This is a genomic window from Clostridium aciditolerans (assembly GCF_016316925.1).
Taxonomy (GTDB): domain Bacteria; phylum Bacillota; class Clostridia; order Clostridiales; family Clostridiaceae; genus Clostridium_AM; species Clostridium_AM aciditolerans.
The window spans coordinates 1-17353 of sequence record NZ_JAEEGB010000051.1 but is presented as its reverse complement, the minus strand read 5'-3'; the positions used below and the strand labels follow the sequence as shown (position 1 = coordinate 17353).

Sequence of the window (17353 nt, the reverse complement as noted above, 5' to 3'; positions counted from 1 at the left end):
TAAATTTAATAAAGAACTGGTAAAATTTATCGAAGAGTAAAGTTTTTGCAATGTAGAGTGTCTTAATAAAAATGGAGCTGTTTCAAAATAGAAAGTAATTTCTAGGGCGAGACAGCTATATTATTTTAAATATATTGAAACAAGAATAATTAATTTTTATGGAAATATGGCACTATGTTACCACAATTTTCTGGTAATTTTTTTCAATGTTTTTAGTTCATTTACAAAATAGAGGCATTATGTTCATATTTATTATTTATACTCTAAAATAAGTTTTTTAAATATAGCAAAAAACTGAACATGAACTTATATTAAGTGTTTCTCTCAAAGGACTTTAATATAATTTCTTGGAAAACAAAAAATTTTAGGAGGTTTTACTTTATGAATAAAAGTGTTAAATCAATAATTGCAACACTAGTTATCGCAGGAAGTATAACAACTACTATACCTACTATGGCAAAAGCAGCTGAAACTAATTGTACTACTTCAGTAACTCAACAAATTTGGTTGAAAGACATTTTAAATAAATATCCTCAATTTAAAAACTGGACAGTTGTTACTTTAGAAAAACCAACTACAACAACAACTACTACTAATTCGTCGACAAAGGCTACCCAGCCTACAACTAGTACAAAACCAAATACTACACCTACGCAACCAACACAAAATAATGGACAAGCTTCTACTGTAAGTCAGGAAGCAAGTGAAGTAATCAGATTAGTTAATGTAGAGAGAAGTAAAAATGGACTAGCTCCACTTAAGGCTAATGCTGAATTATCTAAAGTAGCAACAGTCAAAGCTCAAGATATGATTGATAAAAACTATTTCAGCCATACCTCACCTACTTATGGTTCACCTTTTGATATGATGAAAAAATTTGGTATCAACTATACGGCAGCAGGTGAAAATATTGCATATGGTCAGAAAACTCCTGATGAAGTAATGAATGGATGGATGAATTCTTCAGGTCATAGAGCAAACATATTAAATTCTAACTTTACAGAAATTGGAGTTGGAGTTGCTAAAGATAAAAATGGAACTCCATATTGGGTTCAGATGTTTATAACACCTACTAAATAACTACATTTAATACTATTAGTGGTTTGTAATATAGAATTAGATAATATTTAAAAAGGTGCTGTTTCAAAAGCCAAAATCTATGAAAAATTTATATTAAGACTTTCGATAATTGATGTAAAAATAGGGTTTAACACTGAAATCAATTCTATTTTCGGTGTTAAACCCCTTATTTTGTAAGTTACTAAAAAATACTTAAATTGAAATGCAGTAGGAGTGAAAATGTTATGGAATTAAAAGATACAATTAAGCAGGAAATCATAAACATCTATAAATTATTTGTATTTAAAGGCTATGAAACATTAAAAAGAAGATATTTATCTGATGATAAACAAATTGAAGATTTTATTAGAGCCCTTCATGAATACTGGGAGTTTTGGGAAGAAGAAGGTACAGTTACTATGCCCTCAATAGACGAATTTAATAGTATTGAAATTATAGAAATTGATACCCCAAAAAGTGCTTTAAGGGAGTTTAATGTAACTTTTGATTTTTGGATAAATGGTAAAAAGAGTAATTTAACTCTTGAATGTTATATAGAGTATTATAATCAAGAGGATATGAGAGTTTATTTATATGATTTACATGCAATGTAATTTGGAGTATTTCGAGAATACTTATGTTATTCTAATAAGTTTACAGTATTTTTATTTAATCCGGCGACAACAGATTAGTCATTAAAAAGTAGCTAATTTGATAATTACACTATTATTGGACATTACAGAAAAAAACAGTAAAAATACTCAAACTTATGTTTGAGCTATTTTTTTTCTAAATTTACATTCTACTAATTCCCTAGGCACTCCAAAGAAAGAAACTACTTGGTCAATACTCATATTTTCTGGTGAATTCTTGTCTATATCCTTTTCATTAATTAGTAATTCAGCTACAAATTTATTAGTCTTATTTTGATATCGTATTCATGAAGATAATTGAGTTAGTTTACTTATTTCTTCTTAGTCACAGTATAAGTATTAAAACCACCTTTAGGTGCATCGTTAAAATAAGTCTCTTTTGTCTCATCTACATACAGTGCATATGTTATACCGCCACCGCCATCCTTTATGCCCTTTATTTCTATTTTACCTTCAGCTGGCACTCTAAAAATTTTATAATCACTTGTTAGCATAAATGGTTGTGATAACTCTTTATCATTGTGAAATACCTGAACATAATCACCATCAACTGCTGCAAAATCCCATATATTTAAAGTAAGTTCTTTTATATTTGAGTTAACGGTTATCGATTGATCTTTTCGTTCAAGTTGCTTATCTTTAGATGCTACAGCAGTTCCAGGAGGAACATTTTTTGAAATACCTGTCTTTGGTATTGACGTAGTTGAGGATATACCATTAAATACTCCTGTTAAAAGAATGATAGAACCAATAATCCCCAAAGATAGAGATAATATCGATATCTTAGTTATAGTTTTAAAGATTGTATTTGGATTTTTTGTAATTATTAATAATGCTGAGGTTGATACACCTAGAGCACCTATTCCTAAAAATACTTTTACAAAACAAAAAATTAAATCATCAATATTAAGCACTTAATGTCACTCCAACATGTATAATTACTATTTTCTACATAAATTTTGTAATTCCTTCATAATTATGAAATTACGTGTTAAAAAATAAAAATATAGAAGTATTAGCTACGACGTAACTATCGAAATTGGAAGAATGAAAAATGATCTTTGAAAATTGAATAATGCGGTGTTGAAAATCACCTTATTTTACATAAATGGTTACATATAACATAAAGGTATGATATAGTTAGAATCGTAAGATATCAAGTTGTAACTATAAAAATTTACACTTATTAGATTGGAGTGGAGATAAAGATGTCTAGAATTTTATTATTTATGATTAACTTTATAGTTGTAATGGGGCTAATAAAGTTAAGTATAAGTACATATAGTAAGTATAAAATTAATAAATTTACTTTTAGCAAAGGTTTGAAAGAAAGACAGATTGAATACAATAATATAGTTATTGGTTTAAACTTAACATTTTTATTGCTACTTAGTTATTTAGAATTAAATTCATTAATTATGATGATCTCAACATCTATAATTGCTATCATAGATATTATAACTGTAATCCGTGCAGGGGTTTTTTCAAGATTAAAAAATAGTTTGAACAAATAGAGTTATTTCTTAATGTTCTTAAAATATAACTTAATTTATTAGTTTAAATATCTCATAAATAATTAGAAGTATGATTAATAGGACTAAGAAAGTCTATTAGCTACTTCACATTATTCATATATCGTTTGTTAACCATAATCCTATAGAATTTAAATGATAGTCTGTCTTGTATTGTGAAGAAAAATGAGGAAAAATATGATTTACAGAGTAGATATACTTTTATTTGATGAATATGTTCCATTTTCTAAGATGTATGAATAATTAATTTACATATGGGGGTAATTAAAAATTGAAAAAGAAGGGTACTGTAATTATAGTAATATCTATTGTTTTTATAGTATTTAATATTGGATTTGATATTTTTACTCATTCAACAGTTGAAAGAGTTATAAGAACTGACTTGTTCTTTCAAGGTTATTTTGTAAAGGCATTTAAAACAGAAATTTCTGAAAGAGCAATTCCGGACTCACAATATGGCACTATGTACATTTGTAGAAATCCTGCTATTGGTCCAGATTCATATGACGTTGATAGTAAATATCAGTATTTTGGTAAATTAAAATATTGGTATATTAATCCGTCTGGAACTGGTGGGGGTTAAATATAATGATAAAAAATACTTCTGAAAAGATGAACAATTTACCTGAATACCGTATTATTCAAGTTTAAATTTTGAGGTACTGTATATCGCATTTCATATGGTTGAATCACAGTTGTAATTTATGACAAAACATAACACAAAAAGTCGGGAACAACCGCTTGAAAAGAGATAAGATATATGTACAGACAGGGGTGATGATTATGGGGTGGATTGAAGGAATCGGTGAAGCTATCAACTATATTGAGGAGAACATCACTGAAGAAATAGCAATAGATAATATTGCAAAAAAAGCATTTATGTCAACCTTCTATTTCCAAAAAGGCTTTGCAATGCTTTGTGGTTTTACGGTCGGAGAGTACATCAGACAACGCAGGCTTACCCTTGCCGGCAGTGAGCTTGTTTCCAATGATGAAAAAATCATTGATATTGCACTGAAATATGGCTACGCCTCACCGGATAGTTTCACAAAAGCTTTTACTCGATTTCATGGTGTCACACCTACTGCTGTTCGAAAGGATGGAGCAATGATTAAATCCTTTGCTCCGCTGAAAATCAAATTTTCATTGGAAGGCGGTTATATTATGGATTACAAAATTGTTGAAAAAGATTCGTTTACTGTCATGGGCGTATCAAAGGTGTTTAAATATGATAGTGCAACTACAGAAATTCCACAGCTTTGGACAGAGCATTATCAAACAGGAAAAGAGAAGTTTGTATGCGGAATGTATGGAGTATGCATAGATGAGAGCATGGGTTCAGATGAGTTTGAATATTTGATTGCAGACAATTATAATCCGTCTATAGAAATACCTAATGGCTTTGTTACAAAGATTATTCCTAAACACACGTGGGCTGTTTTTGCTTGCAAGGGTGCAATGCCGAAATCTCTGCAAGATGGAAACAGAATAATCTTCTCAGAATGGCTGCCTAATTGCAAGGATTATGAAATTGCAGCAGGTTACAATATTGAAATGTACACCAATACGGCTGATTATCCGCAAGGTAATCAAGATGAAAACTACTACAGCGAAATTTGGATTCCTGTTAAGAAGAAATAACTACGTAAAAGAGCATAATTCGGAGTTCATCAAATTCCAAGTTATCAGCAGCAACAAAAAAGATTAGCCTATATCTTCAATTACTATGTAAAGCATGATATAGGCTTTGATTTATATGCTAAATATCTGTCTATATATTTTTAATGCGCAAGATTCCTTTAAAGGTTACTCACATATAGCTATATATCTCTTAAACTTACCTTTAGAAATATGGCATCTATCAACAATATTAAAACCAGACGACAGAATATGATTATCCATATTTTCAAATGTAATAATAACCATCTTATCGGATATTCTGCGAGCAGTTTTCATAATATCTACTTGCTCTTTAAGTGTAGTGGGAGAAAATAGACCATAAGGAATATCTACAATTGATACCTGGAACTTGTCCTCTATATCATGCATATTACCATTGGTAATTACGTCGTTGTAGTCGAAATATTTAAGATTTGTCTTTGCATTTTCAGCAATTAAAGGATTTAATTCAAAACCTTTAATATTAATTCCAAGTGAAAGAGCTTCCATAACAACTGTTCCAATACCGCAGCAGGGATCTACTACTGTACACTTTAAATCGTTACATACAGCAATATTTACTAGTGCTCTTGCAGCTCTCGAAGTAATCGCATTAGAGTATGAATAAGGCTTTCTGTTATGAATTATCCATTCCGGTTCATTTCTTTTATATTCACCTAATATCCATTTTTCATTAACTTTTGTTATACCTAAAAGCAGCTCTGGGTTTTTCAATTCAGCTTCACCATTTATATTTTGTCCAATTTCATATTCAATTTTACGTCGTTCTTTATGACCTAAGGTTTCATCACCGTAATTTATATAAGAAACTTTAAACTTTTCAAGAGAAACTTTATCTATAAGAAGTTGATTAATTATATCCTCTAGACTGTTACCAGTATACATTATAGAGATACAGTGTTTTATAAAGGGACTTCTAGATGGATCAACATAATGATAGGAGAAGAAGTGTTTTTGTTTTGGAACCTTATTAAAAACACACTTCATTTCCATTTTGCATAAAGACTCTTCATCTGCAGCAAAATTGATTACATAAAAATGCGGTTTAATTTTGCCATTAATATTTACTTTTGGTTTAACACCTTCAGGTATCAATTCTAACATAAGCTCACCCTCTTTTTCTGGGTTCAGAAAATAAAAAGCATATTAAGCAATAATCACAAATATTACTTAATATGCTTAATCTATTACTAAACAATTATTTATAATATTATAAGTTCAATTTAATATAGAATAGTTATAAAGTCAATAAAAGAACATTAATTTTCTATACAAATATCTGCCATGATTACTCCAGTTATGTTTCCACTTGAATCCTTAAAAGGTTGTGAAATTGTAATGCAATAATTAAAAGTTGTATTAGAAATATAAGGTTCAGTATGATATTCTTTTCCCTCTAGAGCTATTTTAAAATAAGGCCTATACGTAAAATCATTGCCTATATTAGTGTCAACATTTGCAGATATCATTATGCCTTCTTTATTAATGATTGATACTAGTTCAAATTGTGGATAAATTTTAGCCTTCTCTCTAAAGAAGTTTGAAGCATTTTCAATATTTATGTTTTGTTTATTAATATCTTGATTTAAACCTTTAAGTATTTTTAATCCTTCATTTATTAAAACCTTTTCTTTTTCACCAACACTAATATTTTTAATAAAGGAGTTTAAGGTTTTATCAATATCGTCCGCTGTAGTATTCATTTTTTCAACAAGTCTGTTCATCTCTTGCATTGAGCCAAGCTGTTCTTCACAAGCAGCGGAAACTTCCTCGGTAAATGCTCCAGCTTCCTGTGTTGAGCAAGCTATTTCTTCAACTAACTTAGTTACAGTAGAGGTTATTTCCATAGAGTTTACTGACAGTTCATTAATTTGCTTTATTGCATCAAAGGTAGATTGTGTTGATTCTACAATTTTAGAAAAAGATTTTTTTGATTCATCTGCAAATTTTATATCTTTATCTATCTCTTTCACTTGATTGTTTGTTTCTGATGTAATATTTTCAATTGTTAATGTAATGTTTTCAATTAATTTTTTTATTTCACCAGCGGAGTCAGAAGATTGTTCTGCAAGCTTTCTAACTTCATCAGCTACAACTGAGAAGCCCCTTCCTTGTTCACCTGCACGAGCAGCTTCAATTGCTGCATTAAGAGCAAGTAAATTAGTTCTCTCACTGATTTCGGTTACAACATTAGTAATGTTTTTAATTTTATCTGCTTCTGTTTGAAGTTGATAAACATTTGCAGCAAGTTTCGTTGTCATATCGCCAGTATTTTTTATGTTACTGATTAAATTGCCGAAGAGTTCATCATTTGATTTTACAATTTCTATCATTTCACCGGCAACAACTTTAGTTTTCTCTGCTTGTTCCATAATTATATTATTATTCTCAGCCATTTTTTTTACATTCTCGTCTGATAAAATAGCAGCATGTGATTGCTGATTTGTTCCTTCTGCAATAGACTGAACTGAATTTGCTATCTCATTTGAAGCTTTCTCTGTGCTTTCTGAATTGTCCTTAATTGTTAATGCAAGGCCTCTATTTTTGTCAGATACTTCACCAACTTCGCACAATACTCTTTTAGTATTATTTATAACTTTATTAATATCTACAGCAATTGCCTTTAAAACTCCATCTTCCTTTATTCTAATTGAAAGTTGTCCATCTGCTATACTTGAAAGTTTTTCTTTAAATACATCAATATTCGTAAATATATTATTCATGTATATTGATAGCATTATTGCAGCTATAATAGTGCAAGCAACAGCAGTTCCTATAACGGCTAATATAATACTGGGACTAAATATAGATAAGGTTCCACTATCAGCAGTGCTCTTTATAAGCAAGCTTAGTACATAAGAAAGAGCCGTACCTGATACTAAGAATACGACAAAGAATATAGTGGCAAGCGACAATATTATTTTGTTTTTCATTAGTGCTTTCCCTCCTTATATAATGTGATACTTTGGTGATATGCTAGCTTATTAAGTTCTGTATTCCTTAACTTTTTTTAATATAGTAGCATAAAACCCATTTATAATATAACATAAATCAGGAAAATAATTAATGCATTTAGTAAATTTTTATAGAAATCTATCTATCATATATGAGCAAAAAAAGACAGGATTTACACAAAGAGCTAAGATATAATATAGAAAAAAGACTAAATGAGGTAGGTATACTAAAATGAATTATGATGCTTGTATTAAGAAATCTATTGAATACATCGAACATAATCTAGATAAAAAAATAGAGCTTAAAGAACTTGCAGATAAGGTATTTCTATCGAAGTACTATTTTCACAAGGTTTTTCATACTGTCGTTGGTGAGCCTGTAGGTGAATATATAAGAAAGAGAAGACTTATGAAAGCAGCCAATGAGCTGATCTGCACAGAAGATAAAATTGTGGATATAGCATTAAAATATCAGTTTAGCTCTCAGGAAGCTTTTACAAAGGCTTTTAAGAAACTTTATGGGATGCCTCCAAGACAATTTAGAAGAAATAGGATGAATGCAATTCAGCCTTCTATGGCTGCCTAATATCTATGTAAAATAAAACTTTAAGAGGTGATTTTAATGAGTTATGTACCGGTAGTTGTTGAGCAATCAAATTTAGGAGAACGTTCTTACGATATCTATTCAAGATTACTTAAGGATAGAATAATTATGTTAAATGGTGAAGTGACTAATGAGAGTGCAAGTGTTATTGTGGCACAGATGCTTTTTCTTGAATCGGTAAGTCCTGATATGGATATTAGTTTTTATATAAATAGCCCAGGAGGCTCTGTTACTGCTGGAATGGCGATATACGATACAATGCAATATATAAAACCGGATGTATCCACAATATGTTTGGGTGTGGCTGCAAGTATGGGCTCATTTTTGCTGGCTGCAGGTGCTCCAGGAAAGAGATATGCTCTTCCTAATAGTGAAATTTTAATACATCAGCCATCAGTTTATGGAGGTTTTCAAGGGCAGGCCACAGATATAAAGATTCACACAGAGTGGCTTCTTAGAACTAAGGGCAAGTTGAATAAAATATACAGTGAAAAAACAGGTCAGCCAATTGAAATAATAGAAAGAGATATGGAAAGGGACTTTTACATGTCTGCAGATGAAGCTAAAAACTACGGAATAATAGACAAAGTTCTTTTAAAATAAGACTGACATAAAGTTTTTAAATCTACTTCAGCTTTGGAAACATATCCCTTTGCATAAGTTAACTTTCTGGTTAGTTTGCCTATATAAGTTACTGTATGGAGAAGGTGAGGACACTGAGTAATGATTTGAAATGTGGGCTTTCCTATAGCTATATCTGTGTATCTACTTGTCAGGTTAGAGGCGAAGCTTGAAGTGTTGACGGTCAGCATAAATAATCTATCTAATGCTATAAAGAATTCTTAAAAATACATGCGGGATATTTTTCCTGCATGTATTTTTTTGTATATATAACTTTAAGCGTAAAGTATGATAGAATAAAGGTGTATGAAATAAATTGTAAAGAAGGTATATACTGTGAAAGATGTAATAAAAATAATTTTAGGCAATATCTTAATAACATTTTCTTATGCTTTTTTTACTGTACCAATGGAAATAATAAATGGAGGGGTAACAAGTTCTGCTTTAATAGTACATTCTTTAATAGGGGCAAGTGTGACAACAGTAGCTAACATACTTACAATTGCATTAGTGATTAGCTGTTTTATTTTCTTAGGAAAAGAGTATTTTATTAAAACTATATTTAGCAGCATATGTTACATGTCCTTCTTCTATTTATTCTATTCATTAAAATTTACAATTAATATAAATATAGTATTGGCAATAATTATTTCCGCTGTTTTAGTAGCAGTAGGATATTATTTATGTGTATCTTCAAATGCTTCTACAGCAGGCTTTGATGTTATAGCCTTGATAATTAATAAGAGAAATCCTAAGGTAAATATAGCTTCAGCATTGAGAGTTATAAATATCATAATATTACTTTTCGGATTATTAGCACTGGGGTACGAATCAATAATTAAGGGACTAGTTTTTACTATCCTATACTCAGGTATACTAAAAGTATTATTTAATAATGGATTTAAGTTTTTGTTGAATTCAGCTTCATGGAAAAAAGTAACACGTTAGAAAATAATTACAAATTAGAATTTTCAGATAATATGTTGAATTGTGAAAAAATAAATGATATAATATATTCAAGAAGAAAGTTAAAACTTCTTCTAGTAGATTCTAACTCATTAAAGAAGTAGTGAATCAGGTATTTAGTAAGTGTATAAGTAAATTGTTTAAAATGTCTGTCTGTCTGTCAGTCGGAGTTGCGAATATTTGGCTAAGGTATATCTCTATAGTATGAGGCTTACAGTGGCAGCAGCGTATAGTAAGTTTGGTTTAACTTATGGTACAAGCGCCTAAAAAGTGTTAATGTGTAGAATATAGTTAGTGCAAATAAACGGTATGTCTGTATTAAGATTGTTAAAGTTAATTAGTTGATATTAAAAAGGTTTAAAATCTTTAACATGTGTCATTTAGCCGGGAAGTTTAAAAAGAATAGGTGATAGAAATTCAAGTAAGACCAAATAATTTTTCTGATGAGTTAGGATCTGCTTAACCACCAATTAGTGTCATTTAACTAATTGGTGGTTTTTATTGTTATTAGAAAAATATAAACACAGATTATATAAAAAGTGTTAATGATGGGCATAATAAAAAAGCCCTCCAATAATTATTTAAAAAGTGCATGCAAGAAATGATCTTGTATGCACTTTTTTTGTTTATAAAATGGTTGTAAAAAATAATGTAAGCAGAATTTATGATTAATTTTATTTCATATGAGAGTTAATTTTAAGAAAAACAATAAGACATAATTCTATCAACTATATCTAAAAACATATCAAAAAAGATATCCAACGAATTGGATATCTTTATGCTTCTTAAGTTATTGATTTTACTTACTTTATACCATCTATTTAAACTATGATACTAATTGTACTATTTATTTATAACTTAATACCTTTATATTTTTCGTTTATATATATTTTATTCCTCGCACCTGCTCACGATTCTTGCACTTGCAGACAATCCAAAATTCTACTGCTGCTTTAGTTTCTGCTAGTACATCTATTACGTCTTTTATCTTTGTTTTCCTTGTACGGTTATATATATCAACTTCCAATATTATTATTTTACCCATTTTTAAGATAAATATACAATCAACTTTATTATTTTTTATTCTCACTATTTTTATCCGATGACTACCCGCTCTAATACTCCCCCTTCCCAAAGTGGGAGTAAAGAGCGGCTACGCCCCTGGATAACGATTTCTAAGCATCAGGTGGAATTAAAACTCCATCTGATGCCAAGAACTCTGTTTATAGATATAAGTAATTCCTATTAATAAAAATATATATCCAAGGAGGCATCTAGACTATTTTACACTATGTTTATTTCTATATTCAGAAGGTGTACAATTCATATATTTTTTAAATACTTTTCCAAAATAACTTATTCCATTAAAACCTACATCAAAAGCAATGATAGAAATAGATTTTTTACTTTTTAAAAGTAGTTCTGATGCCTTTAAAGCTCTATATTCCATTAAATATTCAAAAGGTGTTACTCTTAAAATCCTCTTAAAACTACGACAGCATTCACTTTTACTTATATTTGCTGACATTGCAATATTATTTAATGAAATATTCTCCGCATAATGTTCGTGTATATACTGTAATGCTAGCTTTACACGTTCTTTATCGTGGGAAACTGCTGATACAGAATCTTTAATTTCTTCTTTCACCGCTCTGATTATATTTAACCAAAGAATACCTAGGTAATTTTTTATTTCTAGTTCATATCCATAGGGTTTTTCATTCCACAAGGAAAAGACTTTTTTCATATATTTTAATATGATTTTCTGCCACTGAACATCGGGCTTTAAACAGATAAATTTTAAATTGCTGCTTTCAAGGATTGGATTCAAATATTTCTTTTTGATAAGCGAATGCGTATTACCTCCAATTAAGGCTGGGTCTAGGTCAATGGAAAACACCAGACAATTATTATTATATGGCTTAATTTGATGAAGTACATTTGAATTCACCATAATTCCTTCCCCAGCTTCTAAGGTGATTTTTTGATTTTCAATGAAAAAAGTTACCTTATCATAAAGACAATAGGAAAACTGTAGTTCTTTGTGCCAATGCCACTTGATATACCCATCTTCAAACAGATTAAATTTATTCGTATAAATTGCTATTGGAAAATCATAAGAACCATGTTTTGTTGTCTCCTGTAAATTGTCATCTACTACTATTTTTAATGTCTGCATTTTTATCATCTCGCTAATATAGTTTTAATTTTTGATAATATATTAATTGTTATATATTGAAAATAATAATAAAATTATTACAGATCTATTTAAATTAATCAATATGTTTGCAATGGATTTATAACTTGTTCAAAATAATTGCAAAGAAAGGAAGTATACATGTTTAAGAAATATGCAGCATTTTTAAAAAATATAGCACTGATTTTGCTAGGAAACACTATTTATGCTTTGGCAGTTACTATGTTTATTATTCCAAATGGATTTATTACTGGAGGATCTACAGGATTATCCTTAGTATTTTATCATAAGCTCGGTATTCCTATTACAGTCTTTGTTACAGTTTTCAATATACTTATGTTTATTTTAGGCGCATTAATACTTGGTAGAACTTTTGCATTGACTACACTAATTAGTACTTTCTACTATCCATTAATTTTTAGTATTTTTCAGAAAATCTCTTTTTTGAAGCATATGACTTCCGATAATCTACTTTCTGCAATTTATGCTGGAATAATGATTGGAGTTAGTATCGGAATGGTAATTAAAGCAGGTGCGTCTACTGGAGGTATGGATGTACCACCACTAGTATTAAATAAAAAGTTTGGTTTTCCTGTTGCTGTAGTAATGTATGGATTTGATTTTACTATTTTGCTGGCACAAATGCTTTTTGCTAATAAAGAGCAAGTACTGTATGGGATTTTGTTAGTGATGATCTATACTGTTGTTCTAGATAAAGTACTGCTACTTGGACAGTCTCGTACTCAAGTAAAAATCATAAGTGAAAAGTATAATGAAATTAACCAAATGATTATTCAGCATATAGATAGGAGCTCTACATTATTGCATGCTGAGACAGGCTATTGTCACAATGAAAATCTAGTTGTACTAACTGTAGTTTCAAATCGTGAATTGCCTAAGTTAAATAATCTTATTCTTTCTGTTGATCCAAAAGCTTTTATGATTATTAACCGAGTTAATGAGGTTAAAGGTCATGGCTTTACTATAGGTAAAATATACAGATAGATATTGATAATAGTGAATTTTATATACAGTGCTTCGTCTCTAACAATCATATCCTCGACAATAATCAATGTAATTGTTGTCGGGGATTTTTTATTTGTTGGTAGTTTAGAATTAGTTAAAGAGAATCATATCATACAATATATGCCCATTTGCATTTATATTTTTTATAGTATTGCCTAAAAAAGTGTGATACTGTTTAATTATAATGTGAAATATAACCAATTAGAGCGGTATAATAGGCGGTGAAATAATGAGTAAATTCTCAAATATCCTAAAGATGATAATACTTCTAAAAAGTCGTGGAAAAATGAAAGCTAAAGAGTTATCAGAGGTATTAGAAGTAGATGAAAGACAGATAAGAAAATATAGGGATGACTTGGAGATGGCTGGAGTGCACATTGAATCCTTAAGAGGTATAGATGGAGGCTATGTCATTAAAGGATTTGACCATTTAATGAATTTAGATATAAGTGAAGATGAGTTGTTTGCGTTAAACCTTGCAAATACGCAGCTAAAAGATGCTGGATTTATATACTATAACGAACTAAGTTTTTTAATAGATAAACTTAACTCTCTTAAAAAAGAATACAAAACAGAAGAAAATCAAATCCAGTATTTTGTTAAGTCTACTCCTGAAATAAATAGTGACAATGAAAGAAAAAAAGGGTTAGATATTAACTACTCAATAATAACTAGAAGTAAAATAAGAATTAAATATTTTTCTTTAAGCTCAGGAGAAAAAATTAGAATCATACACCCATATGCGGTAATAAGTTATAAAAACTCATTATATACTGTAGCTTATTGTGAGAACAGAAAAGAAATTTTAGATTTTAAAATATCTAGAATTAAAGGATATGAAGTTTTAAGCGATAAGTTTGTCTTTGAAAAAGATTTTTCTTTGAAGAAATATATGAAGGATAACTTTGGAATATATAGAGATGGCATGATGAATGTTAAGCTTTTGATTTACAAACCTATGTCCTATATTGTAAGTGAGAAGGTATGGGTTACAAATCAAAAGATTACTTGGAATAAGGATGAATCTATAATATTCGAGGCAGTTATGTCAGGAAAAACAGAAATTGTTAGCTGGATATTAAGTATGGGAAGTAAGGTAAAAGTAATAGAACCTCAAGAGTTAAAAGAAGAAGTAAAAAAAGAGGCTGAAAAATTAATTAAATATTATTAGATTGTTTCTAATGCAAAAATCTGAAGAAATCATTCGAAGAGATGTCACTTAACAATGGCATCTTTTTTTCTTTACGAAAAAAAGAAAAGATTTATTATATTTTATAATATAGAGTGCTTAAGTGACATTAAATTCTCATAAATACAATTTTATGATAAAATTAAATGGAGTCAATTGTAAAAATATAAATAAAATAGATAATTTTACTTATAAAAGTAAATTAAAATTGGTAAAATTTTTGTTCTTACATATATAGGTCCACATTACCATTTATAATTAAATTTAGGAGGTGACAAATATTGAGAATAAGCGTAGATTTTAAAACATCAAGGTTTCCGCAAGCAAACGGAATGATGATCTGTTCATTATTAAAAGAATCATTAAAGAAAACAAATGAGGAATATTTTAGAAAATTATATATTTATGAAGACAAAAAGAGCAAAAGGACAAAGAATTTTACCTTTTCTATCTATGTAAAAGACTATGAGCTTCAAGATGGAATTTTTACAGTTAAGGATAAGATTACATTAAACATTTCAACACCAGATTATGAATGTGGGATTAATTTATACAATGCTCTTCTAAATGCTAAAGAGTTTAATTATAAAAATTATACTTTATATAAACAAAGTATAAAGCTTATAAGAGAAAAGCAAATAACAGAGGAAGAAGTAAATTTCAAAACACTATCCCCAATATACATTAAAGATAAAAATAATAACTCATTAGAACCTGATTATGAAGACTTTGAAAAAGAACTTAACTATATTTCAGATATTGTATTAAAACAGTATAGAGGATATGGTCTAAAAAAAGATATTCATTTTACAAAAGTAGATATGAAAAGAAGAGTTGTTAAGATGGATATAACTGATTTTAAAGATAAGACCAACAAAGATATTATGTATCTAAATGCATATAATGGAGTATTTAAACTGTGTGGGGACATAGAAGATTTAAGAGATTTGTACATGCTTGGTATAGGTTTCAGAAGAAATGAAGGACTAGGAATGATAGAAGTCTTTTAATGGGAGGTGATGGAGTGTGAAAATTAAATTGGAACTTAGTGAATGGTTCTATAACATGGGATTAGTCGGATTTAATAGAATACTTAAAAAAGCTGAAGAAGATGATTTGATAAAGCTTAATGATTACAATTATAATTCTGAAGAGAATTTCTTAGAATTCGAAAATACCCTTTTAGAAAACTTTCACGAATACTATTTTAATTACTTTTTTAATAGATATGATGTGCATGAAAGAACTTCTAAACAGCTGCACCAATGGTTTATTATAAGTAAAAAAGAGGAAAAATTTGAAAGTGCTCTTAAAGTTATAAAAGATACAATCAAAAAAATAAACGATAAAATTAAAAAATATGATGAAGAAGCTTTTATGAAAAGCGATGAAATATATAAAACATTGTCCAAAGTAAAAAAGTATGACAATTTAAACGAAGTAGAAAAATGTATAGAAGATTTTTTAAATGTTTTATCCAAAGAGAATATAAATAAAAAACTTACATTAAACATGTTTAAATTTATACTATCAAGCAGCTTTTTTGGTCAGGTTAGTTTTTTGAACGTTGTAAGTACTAATAAAAGTCTACAAGAACAAAAAGATATTATGTTTAAAGACTACATTAAACCGATATTAGAAGAAATAAATTTAAATGAAAACATACAAGGTAATGCAGAAGAGGTATTTTTAAACATAAAGGAAGCTCTAAAAACAGTCTTGTCAAAGGATATTGAGAAAGTATACAAAACTATAGAAAAAAACTTTATAAAGAAGAAAAAGAATGCAGACGAAATTAGGAACTTTATAGATGGTAATGAGTATCATACCTGTTCACTATGCTGTAATAATAAAAGTTTTGGAGGAACTTATGCAGAAGGAAGTTTTACACCACTTGCAGTAAGTGCAGATAACTCTAAAAATATGTTTTGGGAGTTTAATACGGAATATCCTATATGCAATCTATGTAAGTTAGTTTTGTTTTGTACACCTGCAGGGTGCATAGATATATACAAAAACTATATGGGTAAAGATGTAGATATTGAAAATAAACATTACTTTGCTTTTGTAAATATGGATACGAATTTTGATGAGTTATGCAAGTATAATAACAATTTAGAAGGCAAAAAGGATAAAGAAAATCCATATAAAGAATTTATTATAGATATTGTAGAAGAATTACAACAAAAGAGTGCATGGCAGCTTCAAAATATTTTATTTGTGGAATTTAATGCAGATTATAGTTCTAAAAAGAGTAAAATGAATTATTTTAATATGCCTAAGTATGTTGCTTTGTATTTTGCAAAATCATCTAAGAGCATATCAGCAGTAAAAGATGAACTATTCAAGTCTGAGCTAATAGATAATATACTTTCAGGAAAAGATATAAAATTTATAATTGATAAAAAGCTTAGAGATTGTATAAAGAAAAATAACAATTATGCTTATGATTGTTTTAATGGCGTTATTATTAGGAATACCTTAAGTAATTTTAGAGGAGGGTATGAAAATATGGAAGGTAAAACTGTGGAAAACAAGAACGAGCAGGACGCTAAAAGACTTTATGTTATTTATGCAAGAGGACAGGAATTAAATGAGTACTTTAAGGAAAGTAATGCTGAAAATAAAATATCTTCTATTGCATATAGACTATTAAATTCAGCAAAGGCAAACAACAAAAATGAATTTATGGATACCTTAATAAGAGTTCATATAAGTGCCCAAAAAGAAATACCTGCTATTTTTTTTGGCTCTTCTAATTTAGTTGTGGTGTAAATAAATGGTATGAAGGACAAGTATATAAGAACTTGCAGAATAGACTATTACGGTAGTCTATTTTTTATCGGTATAGTATTGACAAGTACGGTTATAT

The 17353-nt window shown here is 28.9% G+C and carries 18 protein-coding genes; 13 read left to right on the top strand and 5 right to left on the bottom strand.

Features of this window, described 5'->3' with window-relative positions; translation table 11 throughout:
* Nucleotides 1–381 precede the first annotated feature (381 nt).
* Together I6U51_RS23865 and I6U51_RS23860 are read left to right on the top strand one after the other, a co-directional pair.
* Nucleotides 382–1080, top strand: coding sequence for a CAP domain-containing protein (locus I6U51_RS23865; RefSeq protein ID WP_211145056.1), 699 nt, complete (start codon nt 382–384; stop codon nt 1078–1080).
* A 224-nt stretch (nt 1081–1304) separates the two neighbouring features.
* On the top strand, nt 1305–1673 hold the full coding sequence (locus I6U51_RS23860) for a DUF7668 domain-containing protein (protein WP_211145055.1): 369 nt from the start codon (nt 1305–1307) through the stop codon (nt 1671–1673).
* A gap of 350 nt (nt 1674–2023) precedes the next feature.
* On the opposite strand, the gene I6U51_RS23855 is transcribed toward I6U51_RS23860, so the two are convergent.
* Nucleotides 2024–2626: a hypothetical protein gene (locus tag I6U51_RS23855; protein WP_211145054.1), complete on the bottom strand. Its 603-nt coding sequence runs from the start codon at nt 2624–2626 to the stop codon at nt 2024–2026.
* Between the two features lie 315 nt (nt 2627–2941).
* Between I6U51_RS23855 and I6U51_RS23850 the strand changes: the two genes are divergently transcribed.
* The 3 genes from I6U51_RS23850 (at nt 2942) to I6U51_RS23840 (ending at nt 4885) form a co-directional block, all read left to right on the top strand.
* Nucleotides 2942–3226, top strand: a complete 285-nt coding sequence (locus I6U51_RS23850; RefSeq protein ID WP_211145053.1) for a hypothetical protein — start codon at nt 2942–2944, stop codon at nt 3224–3226.
* A 289-nt stretch (nt 3227–3515) separates the two neighbouring features.
* Nucleotides 3516–3827, top strand: coding sequence for a hypothetical protein (locus I6U51_RS23845; RefSeq protein WP_211145052.1), 312 nt, complete (start codon nt 3516–3518; stop codon nt 3825–3827).
* A 200-nt stretch (nt 3828–4027) separates the two neighbouring features.
* Entirely contained in the window at nt 4028–4885 is an 858-nt protein-coding gene (locus tag I6U51_RS23840) for an AraC family transcriptional regulator (RefSeq protein WP_211145051.1), read from the top strand.
* Nucleotides 4886–5050: 165 nt separating this feature from the next.
* Here the strand turns inward: I6U51_RS23840 and I6U51_RS23835 are convergent, their stop codons facing one another.
* Both I6U51_RS23835 and I6U51_RS23830 read right to left on the bottom strand, forming a co-directional pair.
* On the bottom strand, nt 5051–6028 hold the full coding sequence (locus I6U51_RS23835) for a TRM11 family SAM-dependent methyltransferase (protein ID WP_211145050.1): 978 nt from the start codon (nt 6026–6028) through the stop codon (nt 5051–5053).
* A 155-nt stretch (nt 6029–6183) separates the two neighbouring features.
* Nucleotides 6184–7857, bottom strand: coding sequence for a methyl-accepting chemotaxis protein (locus tag I6U51_RS23830; RefSeq protein ID WP_211145049.1), 1674 nt, complete (start codon nt 7855–7857; stop codon nt 6184–6186).
* 253 nt (nt 7858–8110) lie between these two features.
* Between I6U51_RS23830 and I6U51_RS23825 the strand changes: the two genes are divergently transcribed.
* From I6U51_RS23825 to I6U51_RS23810, 4 genes are all read left to right on the top strand, one after another.
* Nucleotides 8111–8464, top strand: a complete 354-nt coding sequence (locus I6U51_RS23825; protein ID WP_211145048.1) for a helix-turn-helix transcriptional regulator — start codon at nt 8111–8113, stop codon at nt 8462–8464.
* Between the two features lie 36 nt (nt 8465–8500).
* Nucleotides 8501–9085, top strand: a complete 585-nt coding sequence (gene clpP / locus I6U51_RS23820) for an ATP-dependent Clp endopeptidase proteolytic subunit ClpP (protein ID WP_211145047.1) — start codon at nt 8501–8503, stop codon at nt 9083–9085.
* 132 nt (nt 9086–9217) lie between these two features.
* Nucleotides 9218–9328 (top strand): YvrJ family protein, encoded by a 111-nt coding sequence (locus tag I6U51_RS23815; protein ID WP_343069864.1) that lies wholly within the window; start codon nt 9218–9220, stop codon nt 9326–9328.
* 111 nt (nt 9329–9439) lie between these two features.
* Nucleotides 9440–10051: a YitT family protein gene (locus I6U51_RS23810; RefSeq protein ID WP_211145046.1), complete on the top strand. Its 612-nt coding sequence runs from the start codon at nt 9440–9442 to the stop codon at nt 10049–10051.
* Nucleotides 10052–10949: 898 nt separating this feature from the next.
* On the opposite strand, the gene I6U51_RS23805 is transcribed toward I6U51_RS23810, so the two are convergent.
* Complete coding sequence (locus I6U51_RS23805) at nt 10950–11159, bottom strand: hypothetical protein (RefSeq protein WP_211145045.1); 210 nt, start codon at nt 11157–11159, stop codon at nt 10950–10952.
* Between the two features lie 189 nt (nt 11160–11348).
* Nucleotides 11349–12248, bottom strand: coding sequence for an AraC family transcriptional regulator (locus I6U51_RS23800; RefSeq protein WP_211145044.1), 900 nt, complete (start codon nt 12246–12248; stop codon nt 11349–11351).
* A gap of 159 nt (nt 12249–12407) precedes the next feature.
* Here I6U51_RS23800 and I6U51_RS23795 point away from each other — a divergent pair, with 159 nt between their 5' ends.
* From I6U51_RS23795 to cas8a1, 4 genes are all read left to right on the top strand, one after another.
* Nucleotides 12408–13271: a YitT family protein gene (locus I6U51_RS23795; RefSeq protein WP_211145043.1), complete on the top strand. Its 864-nt coding sequence runs from the start codon at nt 12408–12410 to the stop codon at nt 13269–13271.
* A 250-nt stretch (nt 13272–13521) separates the two neighbouring features.
* Nucleotides 13522–14463 (top strand): helix-turn-helix transcriptional regulator, encoded by a 942-nt coding sequence (locus tag I6U51_RS23790; RefSeq protein WP_211145042.1) that lies wholly within the window; start codon nt 13522–13524, stop codon nt 14461–14463.
* Nucleotides 14464–14762: 299 nt separating this feature from the next.
* On the top strand, nt 14763–15491 hold the full coding sequence (cas6, locus tag I6U51_RS23785; RefSeq protein WP_246517672.1) for a CRISPR-associated endoribonuclease Cas6: 729 nt from the start codon (nt 14763–14765) through the stop codon (nt 15489–15491).
* A gap of 16 nt (nt 15492–15507) precedes the next feature.
* The gene (cas8a1, locus tag I6U51_RS23780) at nt 15508–17256 is read left to right on the top strand and encodes a type I-B CRISPR-associated protein Cas8b1/Cst1 (RefSeq protein WP_211145041.1); all 1749 of its coding nucleotides are present in this window, start codon (nt 15508–15510) and stop codon (nt 17254–17256) included.
* The last annotated feature ends 97 nt before the right edge of the window (nt 17257–17353 follow it).

Coding starts and splice junctions, on each gene's coding strand:
- I6U51_RS23850 (WP_211145053.1), top strand. CDS start 2,942: ATGATTAACTTTATAGTTGTAATGGGGCTAATAAAGTTAAGTATAAGT.
- I6U51_RS23825 (WP_211145048.1), top strand. CDS start 8,111: ATGAATTATGATGCTTGTATTAAGAAATCTATTGAATACATCGAACAT.
- I6U51_RS23790 (WP_211145042.1), top strand. CDS start 13,522: ATGAGTAAATTCTCAAATATCCTAAAGATGATAATACTTCTAAAAAGT.
- I6U51_RS23800 (WP_211145044.1), bottom strand. CDS start 12,248: ATGCAGACATTAAAAATAGTAGTAGATGACAATTTACAGGAGACAACA.
- I6U51_RS23835 (WP_211145050.1), bottom strand. CDS start 6,028: ATGTTAGAATTGATACCTGAAGGTGTTAAACCAAAAGTAAATATTAAT.
- clpP (WP_211145047.1), top strand. CDS start 8,501: ATGAGTTATGTACCGGTAGTTGTTGAGCAATCAAATTTAGGAGAACGT.
- I6U51_RS23795 (WP_211145043.1), top strand. CDS start 12,408: ATGTTTAAGAAATATGCAGCATTTTTAAAAAATATAGCACTGATTTTG.
- I6U51_RS23865 (WP_211145056.1), top strand. CDS start 382: ATGAATAAAAGTGTTAAATCAATAATTGCAACACTAGTTATCGCAGGA.
- I6U51_RS23840 (WP_211145051.1), top strand. CDS start 4,028: ATGGGGTGGATTGAAGGAATCGGTGAAGCTATCAACTATATTGAGGAG.
- I6U51_RS23830 (WP_211145049.1), bottom strand. CDS start 7,857: ATGAAAAACAAAATAATATTGTCGCTTGCCACTATATTCTTTGTCGTA.
- I6U51_RS23860 (WP_211145055.1), top strand. CDS start 1,305: ATGGAATTAAAAGATACAATTAAGCAGGAAATCATAAACATCTATAAA.